The sequence below is a fragment of the Sagittula stellata E-37 genome, from assembly GCF_039724765.1.
GTDB classification, from domain to species: domain Bacteria; phylum Pseudomonadota; class Alphaproteobacteria; order Rhodobacterales; family Rhodobacteraceae; genus Sagittula; species Sagittula stellata.
Map to the genome: position 1 here is coordinate 3,449,820 of NZ_CP155729.1, position 20,060 is coordinate 3,469,879.

18 protein-coding genes and 1 pseudogene are annotated in these 20,060 nt (G+C 64.3%); 11 read left to right on the forward strand and 8 right to left on the reverse strand.

Annotation, left to right across the window (positions count from 1 at the left end):
- Positions 1 to 74 precede the first annotated feature (74 nt).
- The 4 genes from ABFK29_RS16385 (at position 75) to ABFK29_RS16400 (ending at position 4,727) form a co-directional block, all read left to right on the forward strand.
- Positions 75 to 1,103 carry an iron ABC transporter substrate-binding protein gene (locus ABFK29_RS16385; protein ID WP_005862311.1) on the forward strand — a complete coding sequence of 343 codons (1,029 nt, stop codon included), beginning with the start codon at positions 75 to 77 and terminating at the stop codon, positions 1,101 to 1,103.
- The gene (locus ABFK29_RS16390) at positions 1,079 to 2,119 is read left to right on the forward strand and encodes a FecCD family ABC transporter permease (RefSeq protein ID WP_005862313.1); all 1,041 of its coding nucleotides are present in this window, start codon (positions 1,079 to 1,081) and stop codon (positions 2,117 to 2,119) included. The genes ABFK29_RS16385 and ABFK29_RS16390 overlap by 25 nt, the downstream gene beginning before the upstream one ends.
- A complete protein-coding gene (locus ABFK29_RS16395; protein WP_005862315.1) occupies positions 2,119 to 2,916 on the forward strand; it encodes an ABC transporter ATP-binding protein in 798 nt (265 codons plus the stop codon). The genes ABFK29_RS16390 and ABFK29_RS16395 overlap by 1 nt, the downstream gene beginning before the upstream one ends.
- A 242-nt stretch (positions 2,917 to 3,158) precedes the next feature.
- Positions 3,159 to 4,727, forward strand: a complete 1,569-nt coding sequence (locus ABFK29_RS16400) for an FGGY-family carbohydrate kinase (RefSeq protein ID WP_347099695.1) — start codon at positions 3,159 to 3,161, stop codon at positions 4,725 to 4,727.
- A gap of 86 nt (positions 4,728 to 4,813) precedes the next feature.
- Here the strand turns inward: ABFK29_RS16400 and ABFK29_RS16405 are convergent, their stop codons facing one another.
- The 6 genes from ABFK29_RS16405 to ABFK29_RS16430 form a co-directional block, all read right to left on the reverse strand.
- Positions 4,814 to 5,671 (reverse strand): fumarylacetoacetate hydrolase family protein, encoded by an 858-nt coding sequence (locus tag ABFK29_RS16405; protein ID WP_005863177.1) that lies wholly within the window; start codon positions 5,669 to 5,671, stop codon positions 4,814 to 4,816.
- A gap of 88 nt (positions 5,672 to 5,759) precedes the next feature.
- Positions 5,760 to 7,262: a sugar ABC transporter ATP-binding protein gene (locus tag ABFK29_RS16410; RefSeq protein WP_005863178.1), complete on the reverse strand. Its 1,503-nt coding sequence runs from the start codon at positions 7,260 to 7,262 to the stop codon at positions 5,760 to 5,762.
- A complete protein-coding gene (locus tag ABFK29_RS16415; protein WP_005863179.1) occupies positions 7,259 to 8,260 on the reverse strand; it encodes an ABC transporter permease in 1,002 nt (333 codons plus the stop codon). Before ABFK29_RS16415 ends, ABFK29_RS16410 begins: the two co-directional genes overlap by 4 nt.
- A gap of 13 nt (positions 8,261 to 8,273) precedes the next feature.
- On the reverse strand, positions 8,274 to 9,248 hold the full coding sequence (locus ABFK29_RS16420) for an ABC transporter permease (protein ID WP_005863180.1): 975 nt from the start codon (positions 9,246 to 9,248) through the stop codon (positions 8,274 to 8,276).
- A 61-nt stretch (positions 9,249 to 9,309) separates the two neighbouring features.
- On the reverse strand, positions 9,310 to 10,116 hold the full coding sequence (locus ABFK29_RS16425; RefSeq protein ID WP_005863181.1) for an SDR family NAD(P)-dependent oxidoreductase: 807 nt from the start codon (positions 10,114 to 10,116) through the stop codon (positions 9,310 to 9,312).
- Between the two features lie 91 nt (positions 10,117 to 10,207).
- Positions 10,208 to 11,170, reverse strand: coding sequence for a sugar ABC transporter substrate-binding protein (locus ABFK29_RS16430; RefSeq protein ID WP_005863182.1), 963 nt, complete (start codon positions 11,168 to 11,170; stop codon positions 10,208 to 10,210).
- A 274-nt stretch (positions 11,171 to 11,444) separates the two neighbouring features.
- On the opposite strand from ABFK29_RS16430, the gene ABFK29_RS16435 reads away from it, so the two are divergent.
- The 6 genes from ABFK29_RS16435 (at position 11,445) to ABFK29_RS16460 (ending at position 18,129) form a co-directional block, all read left to right on the forward strand.
- Positions 11,445 to 13,250, forward strand: a complete 1,806-nt coding sequence (locus ABFK29_RS16435; protein ID WP_005863183.1) for an ABC transporter substrate-binding protein — start codon at positions 11,445 to 11,447, stop codon at positions 13,248 to 13,250.
- A gap of 18 nt (positions 13,251 to 13,268) precedes the next feature.
- On the forward strand, positions 13,269 to 14,078 hold the full coding sequence (locus tag ABFK29_RS16440; RefSeq protein WP_005863184.1) for an SDR family NAD(P)-dependent oxidoreductase: 810 nt from the start codon (positions 13,269 to 13,271) through the stop codon (positions 14,076 to 14,078).
- A 66-nt stretch (positions 14,079 to 14,144) separates the two neighbouring features.
- Positions 14,145 to 15,443 (forward strand): M24 family metallopeptidase, encoded by a 1,299-nt coding sequence (locus ABFK29_RS16445; RefSeq protein WP_005863185.1) that lies wholly within the window; start codon positions 14,145 to 14,147, stop codon positions 15,441 to 15,443.
- A 3-nt stretch (positions 15,444 to 15,446) separates the two neighbouring features.
- Entirely contained in the window at positions 15,447 to 16,211 is a 765-nt protein-coding gene (locus ABFK29_RS16450) for a glucose 1-dehydrogenase (protein ID WP_005863186.1), read from the forward strand.
- A gap of 11 nt (positions 16,212 to 16,222) precedes the next feature.
- On the forward strand, positions 16,223 to 16,966 hold the full coding sequence (locus tag ABFK29_RS16455) for an SDR family oxidoreductase (protein WP_040605120.1): 744 nt from the start codon (positions 16,223 to 16,225) through the stop codon (positions 16,964 to 16,966).
- Positions 16,966 to 18,129, forward strand: coding sequence for an alpha-hydroxy-acid oxidizing protein (locus ABFK29_RS16460; RefSeq protein WP_040605128.1), 1,164 nt, complete (start codon positions 16,966 to 16,968; stop codon positions 18,127 to 18,129). The genes ABFK29_RS16455 and ABFK29_RS16460 overlap by 1 nt, the downstream gene beginning before the upstream one ends.
- A 96-nt stretch (positions 18,130 to 18,225) precedes the next feature.
- Here ABFK29_RS16460 and ABFK29_RS16465 read toward each other — a convergent pair whose 3' ends face one another.
- Positions 18,226 to 18,474, reverse strand: a complete 249-nt coding sequence (locus tag ABFK29_RS16465) for a hypothetical protein (protein WP_157136614.1) — start codon at positions 18,472 to 18,474, stop codon at positions 18,226 to 18,228.
- A gap of 47 nt (positions 18,475 to 18,521) precedes the next feature.
- On the reverse strand, positions 18,522 to 19,217 hold the full coding sequence (locus ABFK29_RS16470; RefSeq protein ID WP_005863189.1) for a hypothetical protein: 696 nt from the start codon (positions 19,215 to 19,217) through the stop codon (positions 18,522 to 18,524).
- A gap of 380 nt (positions 19,218 to 19,597) precedes the next feature.
- On the opposite strand from ABFK29_RS16470, the pseudogene ABFK29_RS25170 reads away from it, so the two are divergent.
- Positions 19,598 to 19,781, forward strand: a pseudogene (locus ABFK29_RS25170) (transposase); the annotation flags it as partial.
- Between the last annotated feature and the right edge of the window lie 279 nt (positions 19,782 to 20,060).

Genomic DNA, 20,060 nt, shown 5'->3' on the forward strand with positions numbered 1-20,060 from the left:
GCGTGTCATTGCAGTTTGTCCAAACGGTGTGGCGACGGTCGCCAGCCACGCAGCGAAGAAGGTCTTGCCCCCAGATGCGCGCGTTCTGTCTTTTTTTCGTCCTGCTGCTTGCAGGTCCTGTCGCCGCGCGCAGCGTGACCGATAGTGCCGGGCGCGTGGTCGAGATCCCCGATGAGGTGCACACGGTCTTTGCCGCCGGTCCGACGGCGGCTGTACTCACCTACATCCTGAAGCCCGACACCCTTCCCGGCTGGCCGCGCGCGCTGCGCCCGTCGGAACGGCCTTACATCGCCGCCCCCTACCGGGACCTGCCGGAAACCGGGCGGCTGACCGGGCGCGGCGGAGAGGCCAACCTTGAACGGGTCCTGTCCATCGAGCCCGATCTCATCATCGACTTCGGGTCCGTCCGGGATACCTACGTCGACCTCGCCGACCGGGTGCAGGAACAGACAGGAATTCCCTACATCCTAGTCGACGGCCGGTTCGAGGCGACGCCGGAGGCGCTTCGACTGGTCGGGGACATCCTGGGCGTGCCCGTCCGTGGCGAGACGCTGGCCGCCGATGTCGAGGAGACCTTTGCCCGGATCGACGCTCTCCTGTCGGAAATCCCGGAAGAGGACCGTCCGCGCGTCTACCTCGCACGCGGTCCGGACGGGCTGGAAACCGGGATGAAGGGCTCAATCAACACGGAGATCATCGAGCGCGCCGGGGGCCGCAACGTCGCCGACGATGGCGGAGCGACACGCGGGCTTGTGAATGCCTCCATGGAACAGGTGATCGTGGCCAACCCCGACACCATCGTGACTTGGGACGACAACTACTACGCGAAGGTGTTCGACGATCCGATGTGGGCCGGGATCGACGCGGTGCAGCGCGGGCGGGTCTACCTGTCGCCGGTCGAGCCCTTCGGCTGGATCGACCGCCCGCCGTCGCTCAACCGGATGATCGGCCTGATCTGGATGGCCGGGCTGCTGTACCCGGAAGAGTGGACGTCGGACCTGCGTGACGACACGCGCGCGTTTTACAGCCTCTATTATCACGTGGACCTCGACGAGGACGAACTGGACAGGCTTCTGGAATGGACGGACGGGCGCCCGAGGTAGGCACCACACCGAGGGACCGTGTCGCGCGCTTTCCGGGGACGACCCTGATCGGTGTGCTGGTGGCGCTGGTCTGCGTGACGGCCTTCGCTGCGATCATGATCGGCCCCTTCGCCCTTTCCCCGGGCGAGGTGCTGGCCACGCTTGTCGGCCGGGGGGACGCGCAATCCACCATCGTCGTCTGGAAGATCCGCCTGCCCCGCGTCGCCGCCGCGCTGCTGGTTGGGGCGGCATTGGCCGCCGCGGGGGCCAGCTACCAGGCCCTGTTCCGCAACCCGCTGGTGTCGCCGGATATCCTCGGTGTCTCTGCCGGGGCCGGATTGGGCGCGGTCGCGGGCATCTTCCTGTCTCTGCCCGTCGCCGCGATCCAGGGCTCCGCCTTTGTCGGAGGAATGGTCGCGGTCGGGGTGGTCATGCTGGTGGCCTCGGCGGTCCAGGGCACGGACAGGACTCTGTCTCTGGTGTTGATCGGCGTGGTGATCGGCGCGCTGGCGGGGGCGGCAACCTCTTTGCTGAAGATCATGGCGGACCCCTACGACCAGCTTCCGGCGATCACCTTCTGGCTTCTGGGATCTCTGGCGGCGACGACCTCCGACGACATCCTGCCTGCCCTGCCCCTCGTCCTTCTTGGTCTGGTGCCGCTTTGGGTGTTGCGCTGGCGGATCAACGTCCTGTCCCTGGGCGACGAAGAGGCCCGCTCCCTCGGCATCGATGCCGGGCGCACCCGATTTCTCGTCATCGCCGCCGCCACACTCGTGACCGCAAGTGTCACGGCGCTGGCGGGGGTCGTCGGCTGGGTCGGACTGGTGATCCCGCATATCGCCCGGATGCTGGCCGGGCCGGCCTTCGGCAGGCTGCTGCCAACCTCTGTGCTGATCGGCGCACTTTACCTGCTGGTCGTCGACACCGCCGCCCGCACGCTAGCCGCCGCAGAGATCCCGCTGGGTATCCTCACGGCTGTCATCGGCGCCCCGTTCTTCGTCTGGCTCCTCGCGCGCGGACGCAGGGGCTGGAGCTGATGCTGGAGGCACGCGATCTGTCCATCGGCTATGGGCGCCGGACAATCGGCACCGGCCTGAACCTTACCGTAGCACCGGGCGACGTGTTGTGCCTGCTCGGTCCCAACGGTTGCGGGAAGACGACCCTGTTCCGAACCCTGTTGGGTCTGTTGCCGCCGCTGTCGGGCGAGGTGCTCCTGTCGGGCAATCCGATCACCGCGCAGCGCCGGGCCGAGGTCGCGCGTCAGATTTCCTACGTGCCGCAAGCACACGCCCCGCCCTTCCCGTTCGAGGCGCTTGAGGTGGTCCTGATGGGCCGGACCGCGCGGCTGGGGGCCTTCGGGCAGCCTTCGCGCGCAGACCGCGACCGCGCCTTCCTCGCCATGGAGCAACTGGGCATCGGACACCTTGCCGAAGCGGATTACTCCCGCTTGTCCGGTGGGCAACGGCAGTTGGTGCTGATCGCCCGCGCCCTGGCGCAGGAAGCGCCGCTGATGGTCATGGACGAACCGACCGCCAGCCTCGACTTCGGCAATGAGGCGCATGTGCTGGCCCGGATTTCGGGGCTGGCCCGAGCGGCCGCGCATGGCGGCCACGGCGTGGTGCTGTCCACCCACAACCCGGACCATGCGTTTCAGTTGGGCGCCCGCGTCCTTTTGATGAAATCCGGGCAACGGATGGCCTGCGGCCCCTGTGACGAGGTGCTGACCACGGAAGCCCTGAGCGCGGTCTACGGCATCGACGTCTCGGTCGAAACGACATCCTCGGGCCGCAAGGTGTGCCTGCCGGCTGTTCCGTCCGACCTGACCGGCACGTAAAGCCGCCTGGGCAACCTGTCCAGGTGATGCGCTGATCGAGGGTTTCGGCGTTGCCGCAGTCACATTGCGCAACCTTGCGACAACAGCTGCTCAATCGATTGAGCGTCCCGATGGAGTGTGCCAAACAGAAGAACCGCCAACTTGCGTAACCGGCCAGACGTCCCCCAAAATGGACAAGGATCAGGCGGGGATGCTGGTGATCGGGGGGCAAGGCGCCCTCCCCGAAAGAGAGGTTCAGTGACGTGAAACATCTGGTCGGCATCGACGTGGGCACCGGTTCGGCTCGGGCCGGAGTTTTTGACGAGGCGGGCATCCTGCAAGGCTCCGCCGTTCAGGCCATTGCGATCTGGAAGGGCGATGGCAACCGTGTCGAGCAGTCCTCGGACGACATCTGGTCTGCGGTCTGCCAGGCCGTGCGCGGCGCGGTCGAGGCATCTGGCGTGGACCCGTCCAGCGTGGCGGGCATCGGCTTTGACGCCACCTGTTCGCTGGTCCTTCTGGCGGAAGGGGGCGCCCCGCTGCCGATCCGCGAGAACCGCAACATCATCGTCTGGATGGACCATCGCGCCACCGAACAAGCGGCGCGGATCAACGCGCTTGGCCATCCGGTTCTGGACTACGTGGGCGGCGTAATCTCGCCCGAGATGGAAACCCCCAAACTGCTTTGGCTGAAAGAGAACGCTCCCGACATCTATGACGCCGCGTGGCAGTTCATGGATCTCACCGATTTCCTCACATGGAAGGCGTCGGGCGATCTGGCCCGGTCCGTCTGCACTGTGACCTGCAAGTGGACCTATCTCGCACATGAGGGTCGTTGGGACGCGGGCTATTTCGAGAAGATCGGGCTGAGCGATCTGAGCCGCGACGACTTCTTCCGTATCGGCAGCCGGGTGGTGCCCGCCGGGACCGCGCTTGGCCACGGGTTGACTGCCGAAGCCGCTGACCGCCTTGGTCTGCCCGAGGGCACCCCGGTTGGCGCCGGCCTGATCGACGCGCACGCAGGTGGGCTGGGCACGGTCGGCACGGCGGGCGATCCGACGCGCGACCTTGCCTATGTCTTCGGCACCTCGTCCTGCACCATGACAACCACCGCCGCGCCCTCCTTCGTGCCGGGGGTCTGGGGACCCTACCACTCGGCGATGGTGCCCGGCATGTGGCTGAACGAAGGTGGACAATCCGCGGCGGGTGCTGCGGTGGACCAGTTGATCGACCACCACCCCTATGCTCCGGACGCGCACAGGCTGGCAAAGGCAGCGGGGCAATCGCTGCCCGGTTGGCTGGCAGACCGCGTCGGCGGTCGCGACGTGACCACCCTTGTCGATGGCGTTCACGTGGTGCCCGAAGTGCTGGGCAACCGTGCACCCCATGCCGATCCGCACAGGCGCGCCACCGTCATGGGGCTTGGAATGGATCGCGGGCCGGACAGTCTTCTGGCGCTCTACCTCGCCACGCTGTGTGGACTGGGATACGGATTGCGCCAGATCATCGCGGCACAGGCGGCTGCGGGGGCAAAGGTCGACCGGATCGCAATCAGCGGCGGCGCGGGGCGACATCCGCTTGTGCGCCAGATCCTCGCCGATACCACTGGCAAACCGGTGGTGGCGCCCGAAACCGACGAACCCGTGCTGCTGGGGTCGGCGATGCTTGGGGCGCTGGCCTGCGGACTTCGGAAAGATGCGGGTGACGCGATGCGCGGCATGTCCCGCGCGGGTGTCATCACCCATCCCGACGCAGCGGCTATACAAAGACACGACGAACGTTTCGCCGTCTTCGAGGCGCTGCAGGCGTTGGCCGCACGCGCGACGGCCTAAAAAGACATGCTTTCGGGGCGCGGCTTTGGCAGGCGCGCCCCGCCGATGTCAGCACTGGATCATTTGCGCCAAGACTGCCGCAAGATTCAGCTTGCGGGCAGGACCTTGCTTTTCTGCTCTCCCAGTCCCGCGATGCCGAGCGAGACGGTCTCTCCCCCCTTCAGGTAGCGCGGCGGTGTCTTTCCCATGCCGACGCCCGGCGGCGTGCCGGTCGAGATCACGTCGCCGGGTTGCAGGCTCATGAAGCGACTGCAATAGGCCACAAGATGCGGAACCTTGAAGATGAGTGTCGCCGTGCTGCCCGCCTGCATCCGCTCGCTGTCCACGTCGAGCCACATGTCGAGCGCATCCACATCGGCCACTTCGTCCGGCGTCACGAGCCACGGGCCGGTCGGTCCGAAAGTGTCGCAGCCCTTGCCCTTGTCCCACGTCCCGGCGCGGTGAAGCTGGAAGTCGCGCTCTGACACATCGTTGACGACGCAGAACCCGGCGACATGGTTCATCGCGTCCGCCTCGTCGATGTAGACGCCAGGTTTGCCAATCACGACGCCAAGCTCGACCTCCCAGTCGGTCTTCTGGGAATCACGCGGGATCTGGATCGGATCGTTCGGACCGCATATGGCAGAGGTCCACTTGTTGAAGATGATCGGCTCTTCCGGAATGGGCATGCCGGATTCGGCGGCATGATCGGCATAGTTGAGTCCGATGCAGATGAACTTGCCGATGTTCCCCACGCATGGGCCGAGCCGCAGGTCGTCCTGCGGCGTGCCCTCGACCCGCGGCAGGCTGGCCGGATCGAGATTGCGCAGCGCGGCGATGCCGTCGGGGTGCAGCACGTCGCCCGAAATGTCCGCCACAACGCCTGAGAGGTCGCGCACTTGGCCGTCGCTGTCCAGCAGGCCGGGTTTCTCGGCCCCGGACGGGCCATAGCGCAGAAGTTTCATGTCTGGTCCTTTCCTTGATATCTGGCACGGGTGCGGCCCGGACGGCTGCCCCCGGCGATGGATCTCCCGCAGAAATGGTGGTGTCGGATCACGCCACTTCCTGGCCGATGCCGGAAATCGCCTGGATCAGGCTGTCCTCTGTCACTTCCTCGGACGTGAAGGTCCGCATGATGCGGCCCGAATACATCGCGACGATCCGGTCGGAAACATGCATGACCTCAGGCATTTCCGAGCTGATGACCATGACCGCATACCCCTGTGCCGCAAGTTCGCGCAGCAGTTTGTGGATCTCCGACTTGGAGCCGACGTCGATGCCGCGCGTGGGTTCGTCGACGATCAGCACTTCCGGGTGCATCGACAGCCACTTGCCAATCACGATCTTCTGCTGGTTGCCGCCCGAGAGGTTGCCCACCTTCTGCTTCCAGCCCGGCGTGCGGATGTCGAGCCGGTCGCGGTACTGGTCGAAGATGGCCACCTCCGCCCCCTCGGCCATGAAGGGTCCGCTCTTCAGGTCGTCCACCTGCGGCAAGGTCATGTTGTCCCGGCAGTTCATGCCAAGCACCAGCCCCTGTCCCTTGCGGTCTTCGGGAACGAGGGAAATGCCCTTCGCTATGGCGTCGGTCGGGCTGTCGATTTTCACGTCCTTGCCCGCAAGCCGGATCTGGCCGGCGGAAGGTGTGCGCAGCCCAAAGAGCGTCTCCGCGATCTCCGTCCGCCCCGCGCCCACCAGACCATAGAAACCGACAACCTCACCGCGCCGGATTTCAAAGGATATGTCCTTGTAGAGCTTTCCGCAGGACAGGCCCTTCACCTCCAGCGCGACCTCGCCCAGTTCGTGGTGCGCGGCGTTGCGGCTCAGGTCGAGTTTCCGTCCGATCATCATCTGCGTCACCGCCTCTTCGGTGGTCTCGGCGGTGTTGACGGTACCTTGGTACTGACCGTCGCGTAGGATCGAGATGCGGTCGGTGATCTTGAATATCTCCTCCATGCGGTGCGAGATGTAGATGACCCCGACCCCGTCGCGCTTCAGGTCGGCGATCACGTCGAACAGAACCACCTTTTCCGCGTCGGTCAGCGAGGCGGTGGGTTCATCGAAGATCACCGCCTTGGCGTCCACGGTCAGGGCACGGGCGATCTCCACCATCTGCTGGTTGGCGATCGACAGGTCTCCGACCCGGGTGCGCGCATCGAACCCCACGTTCAGCTTCCCGAGGATCGCGTCAGTCTTTTTCGTGAGCGTCGCCCAGTCGACCCGGCCGAAGCTCTTTCGCGGCAACTCCCCCAAGTAGATGTTCTCGGCCACGCTCAGTTCCTCGGCCAGGCTGAGTTCCTGGTGGATGAAGACGATGCCCTTGGCCTTCGCTTCCAGCGGGCCGGCCATCACGACCTTTTCGTCGCCCATGTAGATCGCGCCCTCGGTGGGTTGGTGAATACCGCCGAGCACCTTCATCAGGGTCGACTTGCCGGCCCCGTTTTCACCCATGAGGGCGTGGACCTCGCCGGGCATGACCGAGAGCGACACCCCGTCCAGGGCCCGTACGCCCGGGAAGGTCTTGACGATGTCTTCGAGACGCAGAACCGGTTGGGTCATACCCTCAACTCCTCCTTGCCCTTGATGTTCAGTTGCTTGTCGAGGAACAGAACCGCGATCAGGATCAGGCCGATCACAAGGTTTACCGTTGAAGTATCCGCCCCGATGTGGCCCAGCCCCTTGCGCAGAAGCTGGATCGCGATGACGCCGCCGAAGGTGCCTATGACGTTGCCAGCCCCGCCGGTGATCTTCGTGCCGCCCAGCACGACCGCCGTGATGACCCACAACTCGTACAACTGTCCGTCATTGGGGTTCACCGATCCGCTTTCCGAATAGAAGACCACAGCCGACAACGCCGCGAGGAAGCCGATGATGGCGAAGTTGATCATCATGTGCGGGCCGACGCGGATGCCCGCATTGACCGCCGCCTCGCGGTTGTCACCGATGGCGTAGGCGTTTCGGCCATGGACCGTGCGCGCCATGACGAACCACATCACCAGCGTGACACCCAACAGGAACCATGTCGCGGTCGCCAGCCCCAGGAACTCGGCCTCGGCGAAATCCACCAGCGTCCAGTTGAGGTGGCTGGTCGGGTTCTCGCCGTTGAACATGAAGACGATGCCACGGTAGCCCAGCATGGACCCCAGCGTGACGATGAAGGCGTCGACGCCGGTCTTCCAGACGATCAGGCCATTGAGCGCGCCCAGAAGCGTGCCGACCGTCAGTGCCAGCAGCCAAGCCACCGGAATGACCCAATCGCCGAGGCCCGCGAAGATCGGCCAGGTCATGGAGTCGAGCAGGATGATCGCGGCGATGGCGAAGGTGGCGCCGACGCTCAGGTCGATGTTGCCGTTCACCATGACGATGGTCATGCCCATGGCGATGATGCCGATCGGCGCGGACTGCTTGAACAGCAGTAGCATGTTCTCCAGGTCCATGAACGCCTTGTCGGAGACCGAGAGGTATTCGCCAGCGATGCTGAAGAACAGCAGTTCCAGCACGATGAAGCCCCAGATTGCGCCGCCTTTGAGCGCCACGGAAAGATTGACCTTTTGCATTGCCGTGCCTCCCTTACGCGATCATCGACCAGAGCTTGCCGCGCTTGGCCGCAATATCCAGCCAGACCGCTAGGATGATGATGATCCAGGTGACGACGAACTGGACGTAGAACTGAAGCCCCACGAGCAGCAGACCGTTCTGAATGAACCCGAGGATCAGCACCCCGATCACTGTCTTGAAGATCGTGCCAGACCCGCCGAGGAGAGAAGCCCCGCCAAGGATGACCGCGGCCAGCACCTCCAGTTCGAGCCCCTGCCCTACGGTGTTCTGCGACCCGAGCGAGCGGCTGGCCTGGATCAGACCCGCCGTGGCGACACAGCCCGCCGAGATCAGGTAGCAGGTAAAGACGGTGCGGGCCCGGCGGATGCCCGAGAAGGTCGCCGCCGTGCCGTTGCCACCCACCGCGTAGACCTTTCGTCCGTATGGAGTCCGCGCAAGCGTCAGACCCAACAGTGCGGCAAGAGCCACGAAGATCAGGATCGGAACCGGAATCCCAAGCGCCGTGCCCTGCCCGAAGACGGAGAACCAGGTGCCCTCCTTGTCGGCGATATCCATGTTCTGACCGCCGGAATAGGTCAGCGTCAGCCCGTGGATCGCCGACAGCATTCCCAGCGTCACGATCAGTGAATTGAGCCTGAGATAGCCGACCAGAAAACCGATGAAGGCCCCGAGGCAAAGCGTCATGGCGAACATCAGGGGAATCGCGAGCGCCGGCCCGACCTTGTCGTGCAGGTCGAGCACCACGATGGTCGAGAAGGACATCATCGAGCCGACCGACAGGTCGAGGTTGCCGCTGATGACAACAAACGTCACGCCAAGCGCCATCACGCCGAGGATCGCGGAGGACCGTACAACGCTGAACACGTTGTCGACGGAGATGAACTTTGGATTGGCGATGGTGAAGGCGATCATGAAAAGCGCAAAGGCGATCAGGATCCCCTGTTTCGCCAGAACGCTGCCGATCTCCCTTTTGTCGAAAACTGCCATGATCCCCTCCCTGAAATCGCAGGCTTGCCTATGGTATCGAACGTCCGATCGGTGGGCGATGTCACACGAGCGTCATGCCCCCGTCGATCATCACGATCTGCCCGGTCATGTAGTCGCTTTCGCGCGACGCGAGGAACGTGGTGGTCCCGGTGATGTCGGGCGGTGTGGCGACGCGGCCCTTCAGGATCGAAGCAGAGAACTCCTCCATCGCCTGCCCAGGTCGGGCGGAGGCGCCGATCTCCATCAGGTCGCGGTCCACCTGTTCCCACATCTCCGTCTTGACGACGCCCGGCGCGAAGCCGGTCACCGTTATGCCGTGCTTGGCAAGGTCGCGGGCACCGGATTGTGTCAACGACACGACTGCGAACTTCGACGCGCAGTAGGGTGCGACATTGTCAAAGCCCTGGCGGCTGGCGATGGATGCCGTGTTGACGATCTTGCCCGCCATGCCATCCGGCCCCCTGCCCTGCGCCATCATCTGGCGCGCGGCTTCCTGCATTCCGATCATGCAGCCCAGACCGTTGACACCCATGACGAAATTCCAGTTGTCCTCGTCGACGTCCATGAAGTTCATCGGCTTGTTCACACCGGCGTTGTTGAACTTCACGTCGAGCCGCCCGAACGTCTCGACCGTGTGGTCGATCATCGCGCGGACTGCGGCGCGGTCCGTCACGTCGACCCGGGCAGAAGTCACGTGTTGCGGGTCGAAGCGCGCTGCGTTCTCCCTGGCGACCGTGGCGACACCGTCACCGTCGATATCCGCGAAACAGACCTTCGCCCCCTCTTCGAGCAGGGCTTCGCCGATTGCGCGGCCGATGCCGCGCGCCGCGCCCGTCACGATACAGGCGCGCCCCGTCACACGTCCCATGGCGTGTTTCCTCACATGTCTTTTGAGTTTGGTCCTGCCCACGATGCGGGGCACGCAGTCCGCTGCGCGCCCCGCACGACGGGAGGATAGATCAGAACACCGGCTTGGTGAAATCGCCCATGTTGTCCTGGGTGATCTTCGGTGTGTCGAAGTAGTTCAGGAACGGCACCTCTTCGCCGCTCAGCACGTCGACCGCAGTCTGCAGGGCGGCCTTCGCATCATCGACCGGCGACTGGTAGATCGAGCCCCAGTAGTCGCCCGCTGCCATTGCCTCGTAACCGACGGCAAAGTTCGTCGCGCCCACGAAGATGATGCCATCGCGACCTGCGGCCTTGGCAGCGTTCAACGCGCCCACGCCCATGTTGTCGTCCCCGGCATAGACCCCGTCGATGTCGTCGTACTTGACAAGGAAGGCTTCCATCACCTGCTGCGACTTCTCGCGGTTCCAGTCGCCCGGCTGGGTGTCGACAACCGTCACGTTCGGGCAGACCTCGGGCAGACGATCCTCGAAGCCCTTGGCGCGCTCGATGGCGGTGGTGTAGCCCGGCTGGCCGGTGATGTGGACCACCTGAGCCTCGTCCTCGATACCCATTTCCTTGAACTTGTCACACATGATCTCGGCGGAACGGGCGCCCTGGGTGATGTTGTCGGGACCCGAGAAGGACTTCACGAAGTCGAAACCCTGCTCGGCGATGTTGGAGTTGGTCACAATGACCGGGATGCCGGCCTGATGCGCCTTGCGCACGGCCGGGATCACTGCTTCGCCGTTGGTCGGCCAGATGATAATGGCATCCACATCCTGCTGGATGAGGTCTTCCATCTGCGCGATCTGGCGGGCCACGTCGCCACCGGCGTCGAGCACGATGGTTTCGACCATGTCGTTGCCTTCTGCCGCCTCGATGAAGGCCTTCTCGTAAGTGGTCTGGTAGCTGTCGACACCCACGTTGTTCTGCGTGATGCCGATCTTCATCGCACCGCCGTGGCTTTCGGCGAAGGCGGCCCCGCCGAGCGTGACCGCTGCGGTGGTCACCGCAATAATCGTCTTGGTCTTCATGGTATTCCTCCCGTGGAACTGACTGAGCGGGGGCCGCACCTTTCGCGGCCGTCCCCGGGGCTCCTCCCGGGCCCCCGCACCATCCGGCCTGACCAAAGCTGACTGACCGAATGAACGTGGCCCAACGTGCCCGGTTTCCCCGCAGAGGCATCCATCAAAAATATCCGAAATGAGATATCATTTATTCATATCGGACAGATTCTCGATACGCGTCGGGGATCACATTGGACATCCTGCAAGGAGATCAGCGGTGACACAACGCGATTCATCCAAGATGGATGCGGCGAATGGGCCGCACGACCACCCGAACATCAACAAGAAGACGCAGGCCATGAACGACATGGGAGGACATGACCGACACAGCCCCGCCGCGCCGCTGGCGCAGCCGGAGGCCGTGCAAATCCTGTCTTTCCTCGAAGCCTTCAGCGACGAGGTGGAAGGCGCGCTCGACCTCGTGGCGCCCAATGCGCACCTGAGAATGATGATGCACCTGCTGCAGGGGCATCTCGACGGCAAAACGGTCACGCCCACATCGCTTATCGGGGCCAGCCGTGTGCCCTACGCCACAGCAAACCGGCGCCTGAAGGAGATGGTCGACGCCGGCCTGATCGAGCAACGCCCGCGCACCGTCACCGGCAAGAGCTTTTCGATGCACCCAAGCGAGGCGATGATCGAGACGTGGATGCAGCTTTCGGGCCGTCTGCGCAGATTGGGCGAAACCACCTTCGGCGGACCGGTCCGCGTTCAGGACACCCGGGACTACTACTTTGGCGGCAGCTACATCGCCGCGCAGTCCATCCCGCCCCTGCGCGTCCTGCACGAACCGCTCAAGGTGTCGGGCGGCCTTCGCGTGCTGGTGCACGGCGACCCGACCTTCATGGTCATGGACACGCTCAAGCGACAGTTCGAACAGGTCATCGGCACCGAGATCAGCCAGCGCGCCTTTTCCATCGACCGGCTGCGCGAGGAAGCCTTGCGCAACGCCACCCGCGACGCCAGCCGTTACGACATCATCGCGGTGGACCTCCCGTGGATCGGCGAGTTCGCGAGCAAGGACGTCCTGATGCCGCTGGACGATGCGATGGACCTGGCCCGGCTCGACCCCGCGGATTTTCATACGGCTGGCTGGCAGGGGGCGCATTGGGGCGGACGGCCCTACGGCGTACCGGCGCAGACCACGCCCGAACTACTGTTCTACCGCCACGACCTTTTCGCCAAGGCCGGGCTGGAGCCGCCCTCCACCACCGAGTCCCTGCTGGACGCCGCCCGCGCTCTGCACGACCCGCAGCGCGGCAGATACGGCATCGCATGGAACGCCGCCCGCGGCACGCCGCTCGGCCATACGGTGCTGATGACCTTTGCCGACTTCGGCCAGCCGATCGTCGATCTGCCGGAGCAGGCCGGCGGGTTCGACACGGAGCACCTCTCCAGAGGTCAGTACCGTGCGACCATCGACACCGACGCGGGTCTTGCCGCGGCGGAGTTCCTGCTGGAGCTGCTGAAGTACTCACCCCCCGACATCCTTTCGATGTCCTGGTACGAGCGGGTCCGCCCTTACGCCGCCGGGAAGGTGGCCATGGCCTACGGCTATACCCTGCTGGCCCCCTACTTCGAACTGGACGAAACCTCGCCTGCCTACGGTCAGACGAGTTACCTGCCGCATCCGCCTGCACCGGGCAAACGTCCCGTCGCGCCGGTAGGTGGCTACGTCATGGGCATTCCGGCCAACCTCGCCCCCGAACGGGTGCCCGCAGCGGTCGAGGCGCTGCGCGTCTTCACCTCGCCGGAGGCGCAGAAGCTCTACGTGCAGAACGGCAGCCGCACCAACCCGCGTTACTCGGTCGGGGCCGATCCGGACGTGCGCCGCCTCTCGACCATCTTCGAGGCGGTCGACGGCATGTCCTGGCGCGACGAACTGCAGTTCTGGCCGCGCCCGCCGGTGCCGGAGATCGGCGACATATTCAAGATCTGCGGCGAGGAATTCCACGACATGCTCCGCGGTATCGTCCCCCCGCGTGAGGCTTTGCGCCGGGCACAGGACCGCGCCGACGCATTGATCGGACAAGACAGGACACCGTGATAGGAGGAGGAAATCACCATGGACCCCAATCGCTTGAAGGGAAAGAACATCCTGATCACCGGTGCCGCGCGCGGCATGGGTGCGGCATGCGCCGAAAGCTATGCCGCGCAGGGGGCGAACGTCTGCCTCGGCGATCTCGACGAAGCGGAGGCCCAGAAGGTCGCCGACCGGATCAACGCCGCCGGCAACGGTCGCGCCGTCGCGGTGAAGATGGACGTGACCAAACGAGAGGACAACGCCAGTGCCGTGGCCGCCGTGGTGGAGGCCTTCGGTTCCATCAACGTCGCGCTGTTCAATGCCGGCCTGAACAAGCCCCGGTTCTTCATGGATATCGACGAAGGCAACTGGGACATGATCATGAACGTCAACACCAAGGCCATGTGGCTTGGTATGCAGGAGACGGCGAAACAGATGATCGCGCAGGGGCCGATGGAGGATCACCCTTACAAGCTGATCAATGTGGGCAGCATCGCCTCGCGCAAGCCGCTGGTGGACGTGACCGTCTACTGCACGTCGAAATATGGCTGTCTGGCCCTGACCGAATGCGGCGCGCTGGGACTGGCCGAGCACAACATCACCGTCAACGGTTACGCTCCGGGCGTGGTCGTGACACCTTTGTGGGAGCAGCTTGACAAGGACCTGGTCGAGATCGGCTTCAAGGAACGCAAGGGACAGGCCTATGACGACATCGTCGCCAACAACCTCGTCATCAAACGCGTCTCTTACCCCGAGGACATTACCGGGACCGCGTCTTTCCTGGCTTCTGACGACAGCGACTACATGACCGGCCAGATGATCTCGATCGACGGCGGCTGGGTCACGAAATAACCCACTGATATTTCTTGAAATTTCAACCCACGCAACGGGCCGCCCGCGCGACCCGGAGGAGCTTTCATGTCACGCGCACTGATGCCGAACATGCTTACACCGCAAGATCTGGAACCCAATTGGGAGTGGCGCGAGCGCCTGCCTGCCTGGGGCCACACCTCGGTCGATTTCGAACGCCGGATCGACCATGACCGCCTGCGCCGCTACCGGCTGGCCCGCACGCGGCAGTCGCTGCAGAACTCGCCCGCCGGGTCGCTGCTGCTGTTCGACGTGAACAACATCCGCTACGTGACCGCCACCAAGATCGGCGAGTGGGAACGGGACAAGATGTGCCGCTTCTGCCTGCTGACCGGCGACGACAGTCCTTACGTCTGGGACTTCGGCTCTGCCGCGGTGCACCATAAACGCCATTCCGACTGGTTGGAGCCCGACCACTGCCTTGCCGGTGTCGTGGGAATGCGCGGGACGATCCCGCCCGATTTCGGGTTGATGCAGAAATACGCCAAGATGATCGCCCAGCTCATCAAGGACGCGGGCATGGCCGACATGCCGGTCGGCGTCGATTACGCCGAGACGGCGATGTTCCACGCGCTGCAGGCCGAGGGGATCAAGGTCGTGGACGGCCAGCAGATCATGCTGGCGGCGCGCGAAATCAAGAACTGGGACGAGATCCAGCTCCTGACGCAGGCGGCCAGCATGGTCGATGGCGTCTACCACATGATCTACGAAGAGCTGAAGCCGGGCGTGCGCGAGAACGACATCGTCGCGCTGTCGAACAAGATGCTCTACGAGATGGGCTCTGACGACGTCGAGGCGATCAACGCGATCTCGGGCGAGCGCTGCAACCCGCACCCACACAACTTCACCGACAGGTTGATCCGGCCCGGCGATCAGGCATTCTTTGACATCCTGCAATCCTACCAAGGCTATCGGACCTGCTATTACCGGACGTTCAACGTCGGACGTGCAACGCCCGCGCAGAACGACGCCTACGTGAAGGCGCGCGAATGGATCGACGCGTCCATCGCAATGATCAAGCCGGGCGTGACCACCGACAAGGTGGCCGAGGTCTGGCCAACCGCCGAAAGCCTCGGCTTCCCGAACGAAGACGCCGCCTTTGGCCTGCAATTCGGCCACGGTCTGGGGTTGGCGCTGCACGAGCGCCCGATCATATCCCGCGCGATCAGCCTCGATCACCCGATGGAGATCCAGACCGGCATGGTGTTTGCGCTGGAAACCTATTGCCCCGCCGCCGACGGCTATTCCGCCGCGCGGATCGAGGAAGAGGTGGTCGTGACAGAGACGGGTTGCGAGGTCATCAGCCTCTTCCCCGCCGAGGAACTTCCCATCGCGAACCGGTACTGAGCGATGCGCAATCCGTTCGACCTGAGTGGGCGCTGCGCGTTGGTCACCGGTGGGGCGACCGGCATCGGTGAGGGCATCGCCCTCGCCCTTGCCGCCGCCGGTGCCGATATCGCCCTGACCTACCGAAGCCACCAGCCCGAGGACACGCTGCGCCGGATCGAGGACATGGGACGCAAGGCCAAGGCCGTGCGCGCCGATTTCGCCGGGATGAGCGAGTCCGGGGCGAAGGAGGTCGTGACCTTCGCCGCCGACGCGCTTGGTGGGCTCGACATTCTCGTCAACAACGCCGGCATCATTCACCGCGAGGACTCGACCGACATGGCGCTCGCCGATTGGCGCCGGGTGATGTCCGTCAATCTGGACTCCGTCTGGCTGCTGTCGCAGGCCGCCGGTCAGCGCATGGTCGCCCAGGGCAGCGGCAAGATCGTCATCGTCTCCTCCGTGCTCGGCACGCAAGGCGGTTTGCGCGTACCAGCCTATGCCTCGTCCAAACACGCAGTTCTGGGGCTGACGAAGGCGCTTTGCAACGAGTGGGCGTCCCGGGGCGTGAACGTCAACGCCATCGCGCCCGGCTACACCGCCACCGACAACACGCAGGCGCTGCGCGACGATCCCGACCGGTCGAAGGCGCTTCTGGACCGCATCCCCGCAGGCCGTTTCGCCGAGCCGGCAGAGATCGCGGGCGCCGCGGTATTCCTGGCCTCCGACGCCGCCGCCTACTGCCACGGCAGTTGCGTGACGGTCGACGGCGGCTGGCTGGCGCGATGAAGGAGAAGACCATGGAACAGACACTTGCAGGCAAGACCGCCCTTGTCACAGCCGCCGCGAACGGCATCGGACGCGCCTCTGCCGAGGCGCTGGCCGCGCGTGGCGCCAGCGTCATCGCCACAGACATCGACGGCGATGGCGTGACCGCGATGGCCGAGGGGACCGAACTCATCGAAGCGCGCCGCCTTGACGTGCTGGATGCGGACGCCGTGGCCGCGTTGATAGACGATCTGCCGCCGCTCGACATTCTCGTGAACTGTGCGGGATGGGTACACGATGGCAGCATCCTCGACTGCGACGATACGGTCTGGGAGCGGTCGTTCGATCTGAACGCAAAGGCGCTGTTTCGGCTGACAAAAGCGGTCCTGCCCGGGATGCTGGACAAGGGCGCCGGGTCCATCGTGAACATCGCCTCCATCGTCTCCAGCGAAAAGGGCGCACCGCGCCGCTTCGCCTATGGCGCGTCCAAGGCCGCGATCATCGGCATGACGAAGTCCATCGCCGCCGACTTCGTGAAGGACGGCATCCGCTGCAACGCGATCTGTCCGGGCACGGTGCAAAGCCCTTCGCTGGAAGACCGGCTGCGGGCGACCGGCGATTTCGACAAGGCATTGGCCGACTTCACCGCGCGCCAGCCCATGGGCCGCCTCGGCAAGCCGGAGGAGATCGCCGAAATGGTCTGCTACCTGGCCGGTGACATGGCGGGATTTACAACGGGCCAGGCCTTTGCCGTCGACGGCGGGTGGTCGATCTGATGCGACTGGACCGCGCCGCCTCTATCGACGATCTGCGCGCCATGGCGCGTCGCCGCATTCCCCGGTTCGCCTTCGACCTCGTGGATGGCGGCGCGGAGTCCGAGCGCAACATGCGCCGCAACTGCACCGCCTTCGAGGAGGTCGAGCTGGTGCCGCGCTACATGGTCGATGTTTCGTCCATCGACACACGCACCGAGCTGTTCGGGCAGACCTACGACGCCCCCTTCGGCATGGCCCCCATCGGCATGCTCAACGCCTTCTGGCCGGGGGCCGATCTCTCACTGGCGCGGCTCTGCAAGCGGCAGAACCTGCCGTACGTGGCCAGCTCTGCCGCGTCCACTACTCTGGAGGCATTGGCCGAGGCGGCTGACGGCAACGGCTGGTTCCAACTCTATGTATCGGGCGACGACACGGTGACGGAGGGGCTGGTCGCCCGCGCAGAGGCCGCTGGCTATGACGTGATGATTGTCACCGCCGACGTGCCCGCCGCGGGTAAGCGCGACCGCGACATCCGCAACCGGCTGGCAGTGCCGTTCCGCATCACGCCCGAGGTCGCGCTGGGTCTCATGGCTCATCCCCGCTGGTCGCTGGAGACGCTCTTTCATGGCAAGCCGAACATCGCCAACTACGCGGACCTGCTACAGTCGGCGACCTCCTACGCCGACGTGCAGAAGACCCTCATCACCCCGGCGTTCAACTGGGAGGCACTGAAACGTCTGCGCGATCGTTGGGGCGGCAAGCTGCTCGTGAAGGGCATTTTGCATCCCGACGACGCGGCGCGCTGCACCGAGGCCGGGTGTGACGGAATCGTCGTATCCAACCACGGCGGCCGACAGGTCGCTTTCGGTCCCGCCACGGCGGATGTGCTGCCCGCCATCGCTGAAGCGGTCGCCGGCCGGATGAAGGTCATCGTTGACAGCGGCATCCGGCGCGGTGCGGACATGATGCGCGCGAAGGCACTGGGCGCTGACTTCACATTGACCGGACGGGCACTTGCCTTCGGAGTGGGCGCCGGCGGTGCGCCCGGCGCCGCACGCGCGGTGGAGATCCTCGAACTGGAACTGGTGCGCGCCTTGGGGCAACTCGGCGTACCACGCTTTGCCGACGTCGGGCCCGAGCATCTGGCAGTGTCCCGCAGCCACGTCCCCGGTTCCGTTCGGTGATCACAGGTTGGAGTCGCTTTGGTTTGATGTGGTGGCGGGCATGTCCTAACCGGTCATTGCCCTAGGAGGGCTTGTCTGACACCCGTCTGTGGCGCTTCAACGACGCACGTTTCCCGCGAGGCGAAGTTCTTTGCCCGTCGCATGCATCAAACAAGCAGTCAGTGGCACTGCGCGAACAGCAAAAGGACACACGGCGCTGGCATCGGATGCCCCTGAGACTTGTTCTTCCTGAGGGGGAGTAAACCGTTGTGTCTCGATCATCCGGCTTGCCGCATTTTCCAGCTTGGCCGGATTGTCGGCTCCGCTACGATCCTCGTCGAGGTAAATTGTTCTGGACAGCGACATATCGGGGCCCCGCAAGCGAAAGGGGCCCCTGGTCTCGATTGACCCTGTTATTTCAGAGCGGCGCGATAGCTCGCCTGATCGATCCTGACTTTCAAACCGCCAGCGGTCAAAACCGGTGCCGATGAGACGCGCACGCAGACGGTTCTGGATGTATCGAAGGCCGGCTCGGAACAGACCATGTCGGTCGTCGTAGACACGACGGTTCCCAGCACCTCGTCGTCAGAGCCGATCAGGGGAACACCAACGACGGATACCTCTCCACCGGACGATCCTGCACCCTGACCGGAAGAGCTGCCACCCGTGCTGCCGCCACCGGCGCCAGCGCTGCCGCCGCTGTTGCTGCCAGTACCACCGCCAGTACCGCCTCCGGTGCCGCCAACGCCGACGTTGGCACTGACACCGTTGCCTCCGCCAACACTCACGTTCGCATCGGCAACGCTTCCACCGCCAACGCTCACGTCGGCATCGGCGACGCTCCCTCCGCCAACGCTCACGTCTGCGTCGGCGACGCTCCCGCCCCCAACAGTCGCATTGGCATCGGCAACACTCCCGCCGCCGACGGTCACATCGGCGTCTGCGACCTTCCCGCCACCAACATTGACGTCGGCATCGGCTATGCTTCCACCACCGACCGACACCTCGGCATCCGCGATCCCGACATCGACACCGACCTGGGCGGATGACGCCAGTGGCCAAACCGATACGAGGCTGCCAACAATAAGAGATTTCACATGGTATTCCATCTTTACTACTCCCTGGACTGTTCCGCGGCCGCGCCCCCTTAAGGTGATGTTGCCGCAATGGGGTATCGTAAAAAGTGAATCCACTGCCAATTGGTTCCAACCCTGGCGGGAATTTCCTGCTAAACAATCAACTTGGATTGTTTCCATTAACCCTCCATGTCGAGTTCTTCTTCGCCTCAGACGTTTTCACGCAGGCTCATTGAGAGGACGTTACCCGAATTGGTTCTGCGCGCATCTTTGATGGCCATCGTCCCTGGCAGGGAACGACTTTCACCACCCGAACATCGTTCTGTCCGCCGACTTTCTGACCTGGACCTAGGCTCGGGACCTTTTGAATTGAGCCGAAGGAATGATTCACCGCACGAAAACAGAGCGGTAATATGTCTGATTTCTTCTGGCTGAGCGATGCGCAGATGGCGCGTCCGGAGCCCTGCTTCACGAAGTCCCATGGCAAGCCGCGTGTTGAGCGAGATTATTTTCATAAATCGTAACAGCTTGCGGTGGTCCGATGCGCCTGCCGCCTATGGCCCACACAAGACACTACACAATCGTTGGAAGCGGTGGAGATGAGTGGCTGAACGCCACTGGTCCGAGTGCAGCCACGAACGAGGCGTCTTCGCGCAGATGATGGCGGGGCTGGCTGCGGAGCATGGCGCGAAAATGACCGTGATGCCCTGCCGGGCTGCGATGCGAGTTCATGTTCGGCAGGCTCAAGGACTGGAGGCGCGTTGCCACGCGCTATGACCGTTGCCCGAAGGTCTTTCTCTCGGCCATCGCCCTCGCAGCGACGGTCATCTACTGCTTATGTGTCCTGAGCCTAAGAGGCTGATCGCCTTGGCGATA